Raw genomic sequence first — 15,198 nt, forward strand, 5'->3', positions numbered from 1 at the left:
GGTGGTCTTGTCGTTGTCGTCGAACAGGCCGGGTGTCAGGTCCAGGCTCGGGTGGCTGCCGTAGGGGCGCAACACCAGGGAGTTGGTGGCGCGTTCGGTTTGCTGGCGTTCGGCGCTGACCAATACGTGGGTGTCATCGTTGAGGTTCCACAGCAAACTGCCGCGATAGGCTTCATTGCGTGGCTTGGTGATGGGGTGGTGGGTCTGGTCGTTGTCGATCCAGCTGTCGTAGCCGGCACGCCGCACTGCCAGGCGGCCGCTGAAGCGGTCACTGAGCGGGCCGCCGATGGCGCCTTCGGTGAGGAACTGGCCTTTCTGGCCGACTTCGCCACGCACATAACCCTCCAGTTCGCGGGTGGGTTGGCGGGTGGTGATATTCACCGCGCCGGCCTGGCCGATGGCGCCGGACAGTGTGCCCTGGGGGCCCTTGAGTACTTCGATGCGATCGACATCCAGTGTGCCCAAGCCCAGGCTGCGCGACGACACCGGCACGCCGTCGATATTGAACGCCACCGAGCTGTCGTCCATGGACATTTGATACAGCGAACCGACGCCGCGGATCAGTACGTTGAAATCATTCGGCCCGCCGGAAGAGTTCACGCTGACGCCGGCGGTGTTGCGCAGGGCGCTTTCGAGGGTGTCGAGGCGTTGGGTGCGCAGCTGTTCGCCGCTGATCACGCTGACGCTGATCGGCACGTCCTTGGGGTCTTCCTGGGCCATGCGCGCGGTGACTGTCGAGGCGGGCAGTTGCAGGAGTTCGCCAGCGGCAAAGGCAGAAGGGGACAGTGTCAATGCAATTGCTATTGTTATACTATTACATTTGTAGCAAGATTGACGGGTAGCCGTCGTGTTGCCTTGTGCAGACATGATGAGACCTAGACTGAACAGATTGATCGGGCGCGTTGCGCAGGGGCAGCGGCGGTTTGTTACAGCGTGTCGCGCTCCAAATGCTAATAATTATCAATTGCGAGCTTCTACCCTGATGTGATCTGATTCGAGCCGTATCCGGTCAGCCAGGAGATTTACGATGTCAGCTGTTCAAGGAGGCGCAGGGGAGCCGATGCCAGTCTCGCGAATCATTACGGGCGGGTTTGGGAGCGATCTCGGCCCAGGGGCGCATTGCCGCGTCACCCGCATGACGCTGCAGGAGGGTCTGGATATCGTGCGTTGGCAAAGCACGTTCGAGCAGCCCGTTGAACTGCCGCTGCAGGACGACAGCGAATGCATCCACTTCAGTTTTACCAACCTGCTCAAGGGCAAGGCTGCGTGCAGCTTTCACGATGGGCGCCGGCAACGTCGCTATGCGATTGATGAAGGCGCGGGCAATATCAGCTTTGGTCGCTGCCGCCATGGCCTTTATCACCAGCACGGCGAAATCGACAACATCACCGTGATGATCCGCCCGGAGTTACTTGCCCAGTGGGAGTTGAAACTCGACCCGCTTCTGAACCAAGCCTTGGCTTGCGAGCATTGCTTCCTCGACGGCCATCGCAGCGGCGAAATGAGCGCCACCGCGCACATGCTCGGCCTGGCCATGGACCACGGCACCCAGTTGGCGCCGGCCCAGCCACGCAGCAGCCTGTGGTTGTACGGGCAAAGTGTCACGTTGGTGAGCTTGTTTCTGGAGGCGCGCCAGGACGCTGAGTGCACCTGCCGGGTCAGCCACACCGACCGTCAGCGGCTGGTGCGTGCTCGCGATCGTTTGCTCGAAGACTTAGGCAAGGCGCCGAGCCTGTCGGAGTTGGCCCGTGAATCCGGCTTGAGCCAGCCCAAGCTCACGCGCGGGTTCCGCCAGCTGTTCTCCAATAGCGTCTACGGCATGTTCCAGCAGACCCGCATGATCCAGGCGCGCAGCCGCTTGATGAGCGGCGATGAATCAGTGATGCGCATCGCCTCGGACCTGGGGTATGCCAACGCCAGCCACTTTGCCACGGCGTTCCGCAAACAGTTCGGGATCAACCCGTCGATGCTGAAGAACGGTGGCCGTGGCAAATCCTTGGGGGCTGGTTGAGGCGGTCGGTCAGAACACCGCTTTGACCTGCAAGCCCAGCACCAGCGCATTGTCGATGTTCTCCCCGGAAAACGCCCCCGGCTCGATGATGTATTGCACATCCGGGCGCAAGGTCAGCCAAGGGGTGGCCTGGTAGCCATAACTGAGCTCGATCAGCTGTTCGGCCGTGTCCAGGTCGGGATAGGCCGTGCCGGCGTTGAACGCTGCCAGCTCCTGTACATCACGGCTGCGCGGGTTGGGCACCGCACGGCCATAGCCCAGGGCGACGGTATCGCGTGGGCGACCTTCGAATGGCTTGTACAGCACCACGCCTGCGCCATACCACTTGGTGAACGGCGAGGCCGCTTGGCTGGCGGCGGAGTATTGGCCGAAGGCGTGAAGGCTGCGGCCTTCGGATGATTGTGAGGCCCACACCGCCTGGTCGATCAAGAGGTAGTGACCGCCACGCCCGCTGACGTCCTTGTTGCTGCCAATGCGTTTTACATCGGAACTGTCGTAGTAATAACCGAGCTTGTATTCACCGGGCAGTGCGCCCGCATGCTTGTAGATCAGTTCGATGGGCACCACCGTGCCGGTGGTGTGCTTGGGCCCCAGGTGCCAGGCGCGGCTGGCGTTGCCGTTGCTGGAAGGGTCGACATTGAACGCTGCCACGCGCAGTTGCCAGTTGGGCGAAAAGTCGTATTTCACCCGGGCACCGAGGTGCGCATTCGGGTAGTTGGCCCAGCCACTGCCGCCGGACATGTTCAGCGGATGCCCGCAGAAGCCGGCGTTCATGAAGTTGCACAGGATGCCGCTGTCCAAGCCGCCGAGATCATTGCCCATGGCCATATAGCCCAGCTTGAGGTTCAGCGCCGGGGTGAACAGCGTGCGCTCGTAACTCAGCTCGGTGAGGCGCGTGTAGAGGCCGCCGTAGTTTTCCTGGATCGGCAGGCGGTTGCCCACCAGGTCCTCGGAGGCGCTGTTGCCGCGTCGGTCGTTGATGGTCAGCTGGATGCGGTCGCCGTTGGTGAAACCGTAGAGCTTGCCCAGGTCGAACTGCACGCCGAGCTTGACGTTTTGCGAGTAGCGCGCCGAACGGTGCTGGCCGCCGTGGGCGTTGTAGGCGGTCTCGCCGCTGTAGTCACCGGTAAAGCGCACACCTTGCGCGTCGAGTTCGCGGCGCAGACCGCCCCAGTCGCCGGTCAGGGTGGTGTCGTCGGCTTGAACGGGCAGGGCGGCCGCAAAGGTCAGGCCCAGCGCCAGGCGCCAGGCGGTATGAGGAGTTGGGGTCATGGGGGATCTTTCCAAACACAAAGCGCGGTGCCTGGGCACCGCGCGAACAGAGGGCAGTTACGGCAGGGCGTAGGCGATCACGTAGTCGCCACGGTCGGTGGACTGGCGTGCGCCGCCGGCGGTGACGACGATGTATTGCTTGCCGGTTTTGGGCGACACGTAGGTCATCGGCCCGCCCTGGCTGCCGACGGGCAGGCGGGCTTTCCAGATTTCATCGCCATTGCCGCTGTTGAAGGCGCGCAGGTAGAAGTCCTGGGTGCCAGCGATAAAGATCAGGCCGCCTTGGGTGGACAGCGTACCGCCCAGGGTCGGCAGGCCAACCTTGATCGGCAGGTGCATACGAATACCCAGGGGGCCGGTGTCTTCAACGGTGCCCACCGGGACTTGCCAGGCGACCTTTTGCGTCTTCATGTCGATGGCGGTCAAGGTGCCGAATGGCGGCGCCTGGCACGGAATGCCGGCCACCGACAGGAAGCGGTTTTTGTTCACCGCATACGGCGTGCCCTTGAGCGGCACGGCGCCCATACCGGTGTTCAGCGCTTCACCACCGGAAGAGGCCTGGGCCTTGTTCTGCGACGGCACCATCTGGATCCACAGGCCCAGGCGCATGTCATTGACGAAGATAAAACCGTGCACCGGGTCGGTGGAAATGCTGCCCCAGTTCATGCCGCCCAGGGAACCGGGGAAGCTCAGGGATTTATCGGTGCCCGGCGCGGTGTACAGGCCGTCGTAGCGCATGCCCTTGAAGTCGATGCGGCACAGCAACTGGTCATACGGCGTGGCGCCCCACATGTCCGATTCGGTCAGGGTTTGCGCGCCGATCTGCGGCATGCCCACGGATTTCGGCTGGGTCAGGGAATACGGCTCGTTGGGAATGTTCGCGGCTTTGACCGGGACTTCCTGCACGTCCGTCAGCGGCTTGCCGGTGGCGCGGTCGAGCACATAGATCTGCCCGGCCTTGGTGCCGATGACCACGGCCGGTACGGCCTTGTCGCTGCCTGGCGGGGTGAAGTCGATCAGGCTTGGCTGCATTGGCAGGTCGAAGTCCCAGAGGTCGTTGTGGACTGTCTGGTAGACCCACTTCTCGGCACCGGTGGAGGCGTCGAGGGCCAGCACCGAAGCGCCGTATTTGTGGTTGAGTTGGGTGCGTTCCACGCCGTAGATATCGGTGGATGAGCTGCCCATCGGCAGGAAGACCGTGTTCATCAGTGGGTCGTAAGACATCGGCGCCCAGCTGTTCGGGGTGCTGCGCACGTAGGTGGCGTCGCCCGTCGGGGCCTGCTTGTCTTCAGGGTTGCCTGGGTCGAACGCCCAGCGCATTTGGCCGGTGATCACGTCAAAGCCACGGATCACGCCACCGGGCATATCGGTCTGCACGTTGTCTGCCACGCGACCGCCGACTACGACGGTGGTGCCGGCCATCAGCGGCGCCGAGGACAGTTGGTAGTAGCTGTCCGGCACATTGCCCAGGCCGGCCTTGAGGTCCACCTGACCGTGGGTGCCGAAGTCTTCGCAGAACTTGCCGGTGTCGGCGTCTACGGCGATCAGGCGTGCATCAATGGTGTTGGTCAGCAGGCGACGCTGGCACTGCGCACCGGCAGGCACGCTGGCGGTAAGGATCGGCGAGCTGTTGGGCTGGGTCGGCTGGGCAATCGGCGCGCTGGCGTCGAAATACGCCATGCCCCGGCAACGCTGCCACACTGCCGATTTGGCGTTGACTTCGTTCTTCCACAGTTCTTTGCCGGTGTCGGCATCCAACGCGATCAGGTTGTTGTGCGGGGTGCAGATAAACACTTTGTTGCCAATCTGCAGGGGCGTCAGTTGGTCTTCGGCACCGTTGCCGTCGCTGATGGCCACGTCGCCGGTGTGGTAGGTCCAGGCGACTTTGAGCTTGTCGATGTTGTCGCGGTTGATCTGGTCCAGCGCGGCGAAACGGCTGCCTCCTTCGGTATTCCCGTAGTGGGCCCAGTCTTTCTGCGCATCGGCCGCAGCCACCGGGGTAATGCCCGGGCCTGCACCGGTGGGCGCAACGCTTGGGTGCGCGACAAACATATTGCCCGCTGCCACCGCCACGCCCAGCGCCAACACGGCGGCGACGCCATAGGCACCCCGCGCCGGTTTGCCGGCCAGCAACGGATACACCAGCGCGACCACCACGCCAATCACCGCAAACATGAACAGTCGCGAGAACAGCGGCCAGTATTCCAGGCCCACGTCGGCCACTGCCCACACGGCGGTAGCCAGCAGAAACGCGGCGAACAACCAGGCGCCGGCCGGCTTGCCGCGGGCAATCAGCAGCCCGGAAATGGCCATGACCACGCCGCCCAGCAGGAAGTACCAGGAACCTCCCAGGCTCACCAGTTTGGCGCCGCCGACGGCAAGCGCAAGGCCGAGCAGGGCGATGACGACGCCCAGGCCCAGGAGTAAGAATCTAGAGACGCCAGCGGCGCGCGATGCTCGTTTCATGTCGAATGGACTCGAGTGAGAGAGGGCAAAGACGCGATTTTAACAAGATAAGTAACCGGTTAGTACATTTTAGTCCTGCAATAGACTGTTGCAGGTACTGCGATGATGGCCAGGGCCGCTGCTACCCTGTGGCGAGGGAGCTTGCTCCCGCTGGGGCGCGAAGCGGCCCCGCTCTTTGTTTAAAAGAAGGGGCCTGCTACGCAGTCCAGCGGGAGCAAGCTCCCTCCCCACGGTCCAGCGCCGCCTGTTAAGGCATCAGAACTTGAAGCGGCCCACCAGCCCATTGAGCTGGCCGGAAATATCCGTCAGCCGCCCTGACCCGGTCTGCGCCGAATGCGCAAAGCCTTCCACCAACTGCGCGTCGGCGTGAATTTGGGCGATATGCCGGTTGATCTCTTCGGCCACCTGATGCTGCTCTTCGGCGGCGGTGGCGATCTGGGTGTTCTGGTCGCGAATCGAGTCCACCGAACCACGGATCTTGTCGAAGCTATCGCGGGCCTGCTGGATGCGCGCAACGCTGGTGTTGGACACCAGCAAGCTGCCTTGCATCTGCTGGGTGACTTCCTGGGTGCGGCGGGCGAGGTTGCCCAGCAGGCTGTCGATTTCGCCGGTGGAGTCGGCGGTGCGACGCGCCAGGGCGCGCACTTCATCGGCGACCACCGCAAAGCCGCGGCCCTGGTCGCCAGCGCGGGCTGCTTCGATTGCGGCGTTGAGCGCCAGCAGGTTGGTCTGTTCGGCAATCGAACGGATGGTGTCGAGGATGGTGTTGATGTTCTGGCTGTCTTGCTCGAGCAACTGCATGGTCTGTGTGGATTTTTGCAGGTCTTCGCTGAGCTTGAGCACGCTGCCGGTGGCTTCGCCGATGTGCTGCTGGCCGGTGTGCACGTCGCGATAGCCCTCATCGGCACTCGTGGCGGCGGCGCTGCATGAACGCGCGACTTCGTTGGCGGTGGCGACCATCTCGTTGAACGCGGTGCTCACCAGTTCCACGGCTTCGCGCTGGCGGCCGGCGGCCTGGTTCATATTGTTGGCCACGGCGCTGGTGTCGGCGGCGGCGGTTTGCAGGTCTGAGGAGGCGTTGCCGATGCGCTGCACCAGTTGCGCGATCATGCTCAGGAACTGGTTGAACCAGCCGGCGAGGCTCGCGGTTTCGTCCTTGCCTTGCACCTTGAGCTGGCGCGTGAGGTCGCCTTCACCTTCGGCGATTTCCTGCAGGCCGTCGGCCACGCCGCGAATCGGGCGCACGATCACACGGGCAAAACTGGCGCCGACGATGGCGAACACCACGGCCAGTACGGCGGCAATCGCCGCGATCAACCACGTCAGGCGGGTGGCACCGGCCATCACTTCGTCACGCTTGATCAGGCCGATAAAGCGCCAGCCCAGGTCTTTGGAACTGACCACGTTGGCCATGTAGGCCACACCGTCGATGCTCACCTCGGTCACGCCATCGCCGTGCTTGGCCAGTTCGGCGTAGTTCGCGCCCAGGCCCGCCAGGGGCTTGAAGTTGTGCGTGGCATCGCTGGGGTCCACCAGCACGTTGCCGTCGGCTTCCACCAGCATCAGGTAGCCGCTGTCGCCCAGCTTGATGGTGCGCACCAGCTCGGTGAGTTGCTTGAGCGACACGTCCAGGCCGACTACTCCAAGGATATTGCCCGTGGCATCCGCGACGGTGCGCACGGTGCCGATCAGCACCACATCGTCCGGGGCCCAGTAGTAGGCGCCTGTGCGCACGGTCTTGCCTGGCGCTGCGATGGCGGCCTGGTACCAGGGGCGGGTGCGCGGGTCGTATTGCGTCAGTTTGGCGTCGTCCGGCCAACTGGCGTAGCCGCCATCGCTCAGGCCCAGGGACAGGTAGGCGGTGCTGGGGTGGCTTTTGGCGAACTGATCGAAAATTGCCAGTAGTTCGGTGTTGGTTGGCGTAAGCGGGATTTGCGCGGCATCGGCACCGGCATAGCTCTTGAGGTTCTTGGCTGCGATCACGCGCGGGTCTTTGGCGACGAAGTCGACATTCTGGCTGATGCCGTCGAAAAACTGCTGCATGCCATTGTCGATCTGGCGGATCTCGCGGCCGCTGCTGTCGAGGAAGTTGGCCAGCGCACCCTCGCGCAGATTCAGCACCACGATAATGGCGACCAGGATGACCGGCACGCACGCGATGGCCGCAAACGCCCATGTCAGCTTCTGCTTGATATTCATGACTTCACCCGCGGGTATTTATAGTTTTGGCAAGGGGAGAAAAATTAGTGCTGCGTGTCGCAGGCGTTTTTGTGAGAGGCGAGGCCATGCGTACCCTCGGTATATCGGCCGAGGGCGCAGGCACTTGAGCAAGGGTAATCAGGCGATCGGGTCACCGACCAGGGCATCGCGGCGCATCGACTGCAAGTTCTTCTCGATGGTCTCGCAGATGCTTTCCATCTGGATCTGGTGTTCGCTGGAATTGAACGGGCTTTGCAGGTCGGTGCCGATGCGTTCGATGGCCAGCAGCATGAAGCCCACAACGGTGGAGGCCAGCGGCGTGAACCAGCCAAGGGATTCCACCAGGCCCACCGGCACGATCAGGCAGAACAGCGAAATGAACAGCCGTGGGAAATACACGTAAGGGTAGGGCAGTGGCGTGTTGGCAATCCGCTCCATGCCGCCCTGGGCGTTAGAGAGGTCCACCAGGGTCGACTCCAACCGCGCCAGGCGAATGCTGTCCAGGCGCCCGGCCTGGTATTCGCGCGCCAGCAACGAGGCCGAGCCGGTGAGGATGTCATTGGCGAAGTTATTGGTGGCGCCGTTGCGGGCAAATTCTTCGGCGGGGATAAAAGCTCGCACTTCCTCCGGGCACGGCTGGCCCTTGAGGTGCGCAGCCAGGCAATTGACGTAAGCCACGTGACGGCGCAACAGCGTCGACTTCACCGGGTTCACCTCACCGGGTGCGTCATCGAGCAGGGTCAACACTTGCCGGGCAAAACTGCGCGAGTTGTTGACCATCGCGCCCCACAGCGTGCGTGCTTCCCACCAGCGGTTGTAGGCGCTGCTGTTGCGAAAACTGATCAGCACCACCAGGGCCGAGCCGAGCAAGGTCAGGGGCATCAGCGGCAAATTGATCTTGGCGGTGAGAAACAGCATGAAGTCCACCGTCACTGCCACATCCCACAACAACAGCCAGAACAACGCCCAGCCCACATAGCCCATGGTCTTGATGATCAGGCGGTATTTCTTCAGTAGGGCAGCTTTCAAACGAGAACCTCGCGGCGGGCGGTTGGCAACAATTCCCTGTTACGACGTCGCTGAGAGGGGAAGGTTCGCAGCGTGCTGAATCGATTAGTCCTCTAACCGCCAGGCGGAGGGAATGTAACCAAAGGTTGCACGCAACTGTGTGCCACGGGCATTTGACTGTGGAACAACTTTGGTACTGATGACGTCTTGTCCGGCAATCGCTGTACATTGCGTTCGAGGCGAAAAGCCATTAATGGCAGGATTATTGAAGTGATTTGTTTTGGAGCCGGGCTGCAGGGATTTCGTAGCTGAGATCAGTGGCATCAAGTTGGATGATCAGGGCTCTTTCATGCGTGTCAGTTCGTTGAAGTTGGCTATGTGTAATACCGCGCAAGCGCTCGAACGTCATAAGGATTTTGAATCGTGCATGAGAGCGCATTACCACGTGCTGCTCGTGCCCTATTCGAGACGACCGTTTTTCTACAAGAGTGCCCTTAAATACAGCCGCTTGATGGTGTCGTTTGCATTATTGAGCCAATACTTTTCCACACCGCTGCCGTTGTTGGCAGAAGTTAAAGCCTTGTGCGTAACGCGCAAGTATTGTTCGAAAAACAGCCTGGAATCGATCTTTTTGCTGTTCCAGGCCCTGGGCTTCATGGAGGTTGCGCCGCACCCCGAAGACAGTCGCTTCAGGGTGTATGCACCCTCGGATGAAGCCTGCCGCGAAGCGCGGCTGATGCTCACCGCCCTCACTGAGTCGTTGGCGCTGCTCTATCCCGAGAGGGAAGTGTTCCGGCAGATGCGCGACCTGGATGACCGCGAGTTCCTGGCGCTCTACTTCAAGGGTTTTGCCATGATCCTCGCGGCCGAACTGACGGTGGATGTCTTGCTGCCCGAATGTTATTGGCTGGTCAAGCGCGACGCCGGCCATCTGTTGATGCTGGCGATCTACAACGACGCCTTTGCCCCAGAGAATGACCGCGCCACCTTCCGGTCGTCTTCCTACCTGGCCTTGGCCAAGCAACTTTCCGTGTCCAAGACCCACATTATCCGTATGGTGCAGGAGGGGGTTGAAAAGGGTTATTTCAAAGCCCACTCCAAAACCCGGCTGGAAGTTCTGCCACCCTTTGCCAGCCTGGTAAAGCGGTTCATGGCCTTTTCATTTGCGATGGGCCTGCATGCTATTGAGATGGGAGCGTAAGGATGCCTGCTAACTTGAAGTTGCGGCCCAGAATGCGCAGTTTGTTGTCACCTGCGGTGGCCCAAGCCGAATGGGTAGGGATTATTGCCTGGGTCGGCATGCTCCTGATTCCGCCGGCCCTGAAGTTGGACCTTTATATGTTGGCCGTCACGGTCGGCCTGCTGATTGTTTGCCGGGTACATGCCACCACCACGAACTTTCTGCTCTGGCGAGTGCTGGGAGTCACCTATATGGTGTTGTTGTCCGTCGGCTTCGCTTATCTGATTCATATGCACGCAGAGTTGCGTATCTATGGCTTGCCGTTGGCGGTGACCCTGGTGGTGGGCAGTGCAATCTTGTTTATCAGTGTCCAGGATTATCTGGCCGATGCGCTATTGATCTGGCTGATCCTGTGGCCGCCCATGCAGGCGGATATATACGCCGGCACCGAGGTGTATTTGCTGCTGTTCTGCGCGGCGTCGGTGTCCATCGGGTTTATCTTGAGTTATTCCTACTTGAAGAACCTGCGTTCGGTATTGCTGGTGGAAAGCGAGTTTCGCGCCTTGGCCGAGACCGACTACCTGACGTCCATCCTCAACCGGCGCGCCTTTATGCAGAGCTTCGAGAAGTTGCTCGGTGGGGAGCGGGGCGGCTACTTCATCATGTTGGATATCGACAGTTTCAAGGAAAAAAACGACCTGTATGGCCACGACGTGGGGGACAAGATTCTGCGCGCCATGGCGCTGTGCCTGAAAAACGCCAAGGGCAGCCACAGCTTTGGACGGATCGGCGGGGAAGAGTTCGGCGTGTTATTGCAGGGCGACGATGTGGAGGTGGCCTGTGATTATGCCCTGGACTTGTTGCAGGCGATCCGCAGCAGTGTGCCTGCGCCCCACCATTACACCTGCAGTGCGGGGATGGCGCGTTTTTCGCCGGGCGACGAGTTGTCGGCCGTACTCAAGATGGCGGACAAGAACCTGTACGGCGCCAAGCGCAATGGCAAGGACTGTGTGCACCTGGACGGCGCATTGCTACAGGCGGTCTTGTCCTGACGCGTGCCGTCTAGTGCTGTGACAGAACGCTCGCCAGCAACCCAGGGAAGCGGCTTTCCAGCTCGTCACGGCGCAACGAGTTCATATGGGTGGTGCCCACATTGCGCGTGTGCACCAGGCCGGCATCGCGCAATACCCGGAAGTGATGGGACATGCTGGACTTGGGCCGCCCTCCGTCCAGTTCGCCACAGGTGGCCTCTGGCACGTTGGCCAGGTAGCGCACGATGTCTAGGCGCACGGGGTCGCTCAAGGCGTACAGCACACGCTCAAGCGTCAATTCTTGCGGGGTAGGGTGTTTGAAGGCTCGCATGGGGCGGATCATAACAGGGGGGTAGCGTTCAATACCATAGTTCGATTACCATCGAACTATCGAATCACCCACCCCTTCCTGGAGTTCTCAATGTCGGCTTTGTTCGAACCGTTCAAACTCAAAGATGTGACCTTGCGCAATCGCATTGCTATCCCCCCGATGTGCCAATACATGGCCGACGACGGCATGGTCAACGACTGGCACCATGTCCACCTGGCCGGCATGGCCCGTGGCGGTGCCGGCCTGCTGGTGGTCGAGGCCACCGCGGTCGCCCCTGAAGGACGCATCACCCCAGGCTGCGCTGGGATCTGGAGCGACGCCCACGCCCAGGCATTCGTGCCCATGGTCAAAGCCATCAAGGCCGCAGGTTCGGTGCCGGGCATCCAGATTGCCCACGCCGGTCGCAAAGCCAGTGCCAATCGCCCCTGGGAAGGTGATGACCACATCCCGGCCTCTGATTCTCGCAGTTGGGAAACCATCGCCCCGTCTGCTATCGCGTTCGGTGCCAACCTGCCCAACGTACCGCGTGCCATGACCCTGGAAGACATCGCCCGCGTGCAGCAGGACTTCGTCGACGCGGCTCGCCGCGCTCGCGATGCCGGTTTTGAATGGATCGAGCTGCACTTCGCCCACGGCTACCTGGGCCAGAGCTTTTTCTCCGAACACTCCAATCAGCGTACCGATGCCTATGGTGGCAGCTTCGACAACCGCAGCCGCTTCCTCCTCGAAACCCTGGCCGCCGTGCGTGAAGTCTGGCCGGAAAACCTGCCGCTCACCGCTCGGTTCGGTGTGATCGAATACGACGGCCGTGATGAGCAGACCCTCACCGAGTCCATTGAACTGGCCCGCCGTTTCAAGGACGGTGGCCTGGACCTGCTGAGCGTCAGCGTCGGCTTTACCATTCCTGACACCAACATTCCTTGGGGCCCGGCCTTCATGGGCCCGATTGCTGAGCGTGTACGCCGTGAAGCCGGTATTCCGGTGACCTCGGCCTGGGGCTTCGGCACACCGCAACTGGCCCAAGGCGCGTTGCAGGCCGGGCACCTGGACCTGGTTTCGGTAGGTCGGGCACATTTGGCCGACCCACATTGGGCCTACTTTGCCGCCAAGGAGCTGGGCGTGGACAAGTCCTCCTGGACCTTGCCGGCACCTTACGCGCATTGGCTGGAACGCTATCGCTGAGGTAAGCCTGCGCGTTGCATGAGCCACTCGATTGAGTGGCTTTTTTTCGCCTGTAGTTTTTCGCGACCTAAGCGGCGAAAAATAACAAATGAGAACCGATATCAAACGAGAATGCACTGATATATGATGCGCGGCGAATTCTTGGCAGGTTTGCCGTCCCATCTGGCTCATTCACTAGGTTCCACACCCATGCGTCGTACCCTGATTTCCATCTGTGTGCTCCAGGCGTTTTCCCCCTTCGCGTGGGCAGAGCAGGCACCTGCCGAGAACGCCAGTATCGAGCTGCAAGCGACCAATGTCACCGCCACCGCTGACCTTGAGTCGGCCCAAGGCCCCGTGCAGGGCTACCACGCCACACGTTCAGCCAGTGCGACGCGCACCGACACCGCCATTCATGAAACTCCACAGTCCATCAGCGTAGTGTCCAAGGACGTGGTCGAAGACCTCGGTGCAACGCGCCTGCAGGATGCCCTCGATTACGCGGGCGGCGTGGGCCGCGCCAACAATTTTGGCGGCCAGGGCCTGACCACCTTTACCGTGCGCGGCTTCACCACCGGTGAGTTCTACCGCAACGGTTTCCCGATCAACCGCGGTTATCCGAACATGCCGGACGCCAACACCATCGAGCGTCTGGAAGTGCTGCGCGGCCCCGCGACCATGCTCTACGGCCGTGGCGACCCGGGCGGTACCTTCAATGTGGTGTCCAAGCAGCCGCTGGCCGAACGCACCGTCACCCTGGGCAGCCAGCTCAATGACCAGGGCATGAAGCGCGGCACCCTGGATGCCTCCGGCCCGCTGGACGAGGAAGGCCGCCTGGCCTATCGCCTGAACGTGGTGGGCGAGGGCGGCGACACCTTCCGCGATCACGTCGAGACGGAACGCTACGGCGTGACGCCGGTGATTACCTGGCAGGCCACCGATGACACCAAGGTGACCTTCGAAGGCGATTTCATGCGCAACAACCACCCGCTGGACCGCGGCCTGACGCGCTTCCCCAATCAGCGCGGCACGCCCTCGCGTGATACGTTCTGGGGCGACAAGGACGCGGGCAAGCTGCACAACGACAACAACATGGCGCAGTTGCGTTTCGAGCATGCACTGAGCGACAACTGGACCCTGGGCGGCGGTTTCCAGTGGTTGGACGGCAGTTTGAAAGGCAATGCCATCGAAGCCAACGGGCCGGGCAGCCTGGGCGCCGATGGCCGCACCCTGCAACGCAACTTCAACTACCGCAAGTTGGAATGGACCGACAAGGACTACCAGCTCAACCTGACCGGGCACTTCTCCACTGGCGGCTTCGATCACACTTTGCTCACCGGTATCGAGTACGAGGACTACGACTACAAGTCAATTATCCAGCGTTCCAGCGCCGCAGCGGGCACCTATCCAATTGACATCTTTGACCCGGTGTACGGTCAACCCCGTCCGGCACTGACCCGTACGCCGACCCACGACAAAGAAAACCTCAAGACCTACGCCGCTTTTGTACAGGACCAGGTTGCTCTCACTGAACGTCTGAAAGTGCTGGCCGGTGCCCGATTCGAGCGTTTCGAGCATGATTACCAGAACTATGTAGGTAAAAGCTGGCAGGCCGCCGACAACGCCGTCACCCCACGCGTGGCTGTGATCTACGACCTCACCGACACCGTCGCGGTCTATGCCGATGCTGCGCGTTCGTTCAAGCCCAACACTGGCGCCAGCCGCGAAGGCGGTGGTTTTGCGCCGGAGAAGGGCAAGTCTTACGAGATGGGCATCAAGTGGGAGGCGCTGGATCGGCAGTTGAGCGTTGATGCGGCGATCTATCAGATCGAGAAGAAGAACGTGCTGACCACTGATCCCGTGGACAATACCTTCAGTGTCGCGGCTGGCCAGGTGCGCAGTCGGGGCTTCGACCTCAATGTGGCAGGCAACCTCACGCCCGAATGGCGCGTGATCGGCGGCTACGCTTACGTAGATGCGGAAGTTACCCGTGATAACACGTTGCGCTCCGGCACACGCTTGATGAACATCCCGCGCAACAGCTTCAGCCTGCTTAACGTCTACGAGTTCCAGGACGGCGCGCTCAAAGGCCTGGGCCTGGGCGTCGGCGGCAAGTACGTCGACCAGCGCGCCGGCCAGACTGCTAACACGGCATTCTCCATGGACGCTTATACCGTGGTCGACTTGCTCGGCTACTACAAGGTCAATGAGCGGGTGCGTCTGAACCTGGATGTGAAGAACCTGTTCAACCGCGAGTATGAAGAGGGCGCGTTCGGCAATATCTACGCCTACCCCGGTGCACCGCGTACCGTGCAGGTGGGCATCGCCTATACCCTATGATGAACAACTGCGATATGTGGGAGCTGGCTTGCCTGCGATGACGGCCTGCCAACCAACGCCCACTACCTGACACCCCACGGTCCAACTGTGGGAGCGGGCTTGCTCGCGAAGGCGGCCTGACAATCAACACAGTTGGATTGTGTGCATATCCATTGCTGCGGTAACGGCTACTTAGGGTTCCGCCCTGACGGCGGCTCAC

At 61.5% G+C, this 15,198-nt stretch carries 11 protein-coding genes; 5 read left to right on the forward strand and 6 right to left on the reverse strand.

Annotation, left to right across the window (positions count from 1 at the left end; genetic code table 11):
- Nucleotides 1-792, reverse strand: a 792-nt coding sequence (locus tag E1K68_RS27775; protein WP_244858797.1) for a TonB-dependent receptor plug domain-containing protein, incomplete at its 3' end; no start/stop codon positions are given.
- 235 nt (nucleotides 793-1,027) lie between these two features.
- Between E1K68_RS27775 and E1K68_RS11165 the strand changes: the two genes are divergently transcribed.
- Nucleotides 1,028-2,011 (forward strand): AraC family transcriptional regulator, encoded by a 984-nt coding sequence (locus E1K68_RS11165; protein ID WP_236202580.1) that lies wholly within the window; start codon nucleotides 1,028-1,030, stop codon nucleotides 2,009-2,011.
- Between the two features lie 9 nt (nucleotides 2,012-2,020).
- Here E1K68_RS11165 and E1K68_RS11170 read toward each other — a convergent pair whose 3' ends face one another.
- The 4 genes from E1K68_RS11170 to E1K68_RS11185 all read right to left on the reverse strand — a co-directional run bounded on the left by E1K68_RS11170 (nucleotide 2,021) and on the right by E1K68_RS11185 (nucleotide 8,977).
- Nucleotides 2,021-3,283, reverse strand: coding sequence for a carbohydrate porin (locus tag E1K68_RS11170; protein ID WP_212614096.1), 1,263 nt, complete (start codon nucleotides 3,281-3,283; stop codon nucleotides 2,021-2,023).
- A gap of 57 nt (nucleotides 3,284-3,340) precedes the next feature.
- Nucleotides 3,341-5,749, reverse strand: a complete 2,409-nt coding sequence (locus E1K68_RS11175) for a glucose/quinate/shikimate family membrane-bound PQQ-dependent dehydrogenase (RefSeq protein WP_192001885.1) — start codon at nucleotides 5,747-5,749, stop codon at nucleotides 3,341-3,343.
- 255 nt (nucleotides 5,750-6,004) lie between these two features.
- Nucleotides 6,005-7,948 carry a methyl-accepting chemotaxis protein gene (locus E1K68_RS11180; RefSeq protein WP_047710601.1) on the reverse strand — a complete coding sequence of 648 codons (1,944 nt, stop codon included), beginning with the start codon at nucleotides 7,946-7,948 and terminating at the stop codon, nucleotides 6,005-6,007.
- Nucleotides 7,949-8,086: 138 nt separating this feature from the next.
- Nucleotides 8,087-8,977: a bestrophin family ion channel gene (locus E1K68_RS11185; protein ID WP_003190542.1), complete on the reverse strand. Its 891-nt coding sequence runs from the start codon at nucleotides 8,975-8,977 to the stop codon at nucleotides 8,087-8,089.
- A 259-nt stretch (nucleotides 8,978-9,236) separates the two neighbouring features.
- Between E1K68_RS11185 and E1K68_RS11190 the strand changes: the two genes are divergently transcribed.
- The gene (locus E1K68_RS11190; protein ID WP_032900547.1) at nucleotides 9,237-10,157 is read left to right on the forward strand and encodes a hypothetical protein; all 921 of its coding nucleotides are present in this window, start codon (nucleotides 9,237-9,239) and stop codon (nucleotides 10,155-10,157) included.
- Between the two features lie 2 nt (nucleotides 10,158-10,159).
- Nucleotides 10,160-11,188 (forward strand): GGDEF domain-containing protein, encoded by a 1,029-nt coding sequence (locus tag E1K68_RS11195; protein ID WP_212614097.1) that lies wholly within the window; start codon nucleotides 10,160-10,162, stop codon nucleotides 11,186-11,188.
- A 10-nt stretch (nucleotides 11,189-11,198) separates the two neighbouring features.
- Here the strand turns inward: E1K68_RS11195 and E1K68_RS11200 are convergent, their stop codons facing one another.
- Nucleotides 11,199-11,498, reverse strand: coding sequence for a helix-turn-helix domain-containing protein (locus E1K68_RS11200; protein ID WP_003190545.1), 300 nt, complete (start codon nucleotides 11,496-11,498; stop codon nucleotides 11,199-11,201).
- Nucleotides 11,499-11,588: 90 nt separating this feature from the next.
- Here E1K68_RS11200 and E1K68_RS11205 point away from each other — a divergent pair, with 90 nt between their 5' ends.
- Nucleotides 11,589-12,680, forward strand: coding sequence for an NADH:flavin oxidoreductase/NADH oxidase (locus tag E1K68_RS11205; protein WP_003190547.1), 1,092 nt, complete (start codon nucleotides 11,589-11,591; stop codon nucleotides 12,678-12,680).
- A 189-nt stretch (nucleotides 12,681-12,869) separates the two neighbouring features.
- Nucleotides 12,870-14,999, forward strand: coding sequence for a TonB-dependent siderophore receptor (locus E1K68_RS11210; RefSeq protein ID WP_212614098.1), 2,130 nt, complete (start codon nucleotides 12,870-12,872; stop codon nucleotides 14,997-14,999).
- Nucleotides 15,000-15,198: the final 199 nt, after the last annotated feature.

Origin of the sequence: Pseudomonas sp. B2021, from assembly GCF_018135665.1 — a bacterium.
GTDB classification, from domain to species: domain Bacteria; phylum Pseudomonadota; class Gammaproteobacteria; order Pseudomonadales; family Pseudomonadaceae; genus Aquipseudomonas; species Aquipseudomonas lactis.

Coding starts and splice junctions, on each gene's coding strand:
- E1K68_RS11165 (WP_236202580.1), top strand. CDS start 1,028: ATGTCAGCTGTTCAAGGAGGCGCAGGGGAGCCGATGCCAGTCTCGCGA.
- E1K68_RS11170 (WP_212614096.1), bottom strand. CDS start 3,283: ATGACCCCAACTCCTCATACCGCCTGGCGCCTGGCGCTGGGCCTGACC.
- E1K68_RS11175 (WP_192001885.1), bottom strand. CDS start 5,749: ATGAAACGAGCATCGCGCGCCGCTGGCGTCTCTAGATTCTTACTCCTG.
- E1K68_RS11180 (WP_047710601.1), bottom strand. CDS start 7,948: ATGAATATCAAGCAGAAGCTGACATGGGCGTTTGCGGCCATCGCGTGC.
- E1K68_RS11195 (WP_212614097.1), top strand. CDS start 10,160: ATGCCTGCTAACTTGAAGTTGCGGCCCAGAATGCGCAGTTTGTTGTCA.
- E1K68_RS11200 (WP_003190545.1), bottom strand. CDS start 11,498: ATGCGAGCCTTCAAACACCCTACCCCGCAAGAATTGACGCTTGAGCGT.
- E1K68_RS11205 (WP_003190547.1), top strand. CDS start 11,589: ATGTCGGCTTTGTTCGAACCGTTCAAACTCAAAGATGTGACCTTGCGC.
- E1K68_RS11210 (WP_212614098.1), top strand. CDS start 12,870: ATGCGTCGTACCCTGATTTCCATCTGTGTGCTCCAGGCGTTTTCCCCC.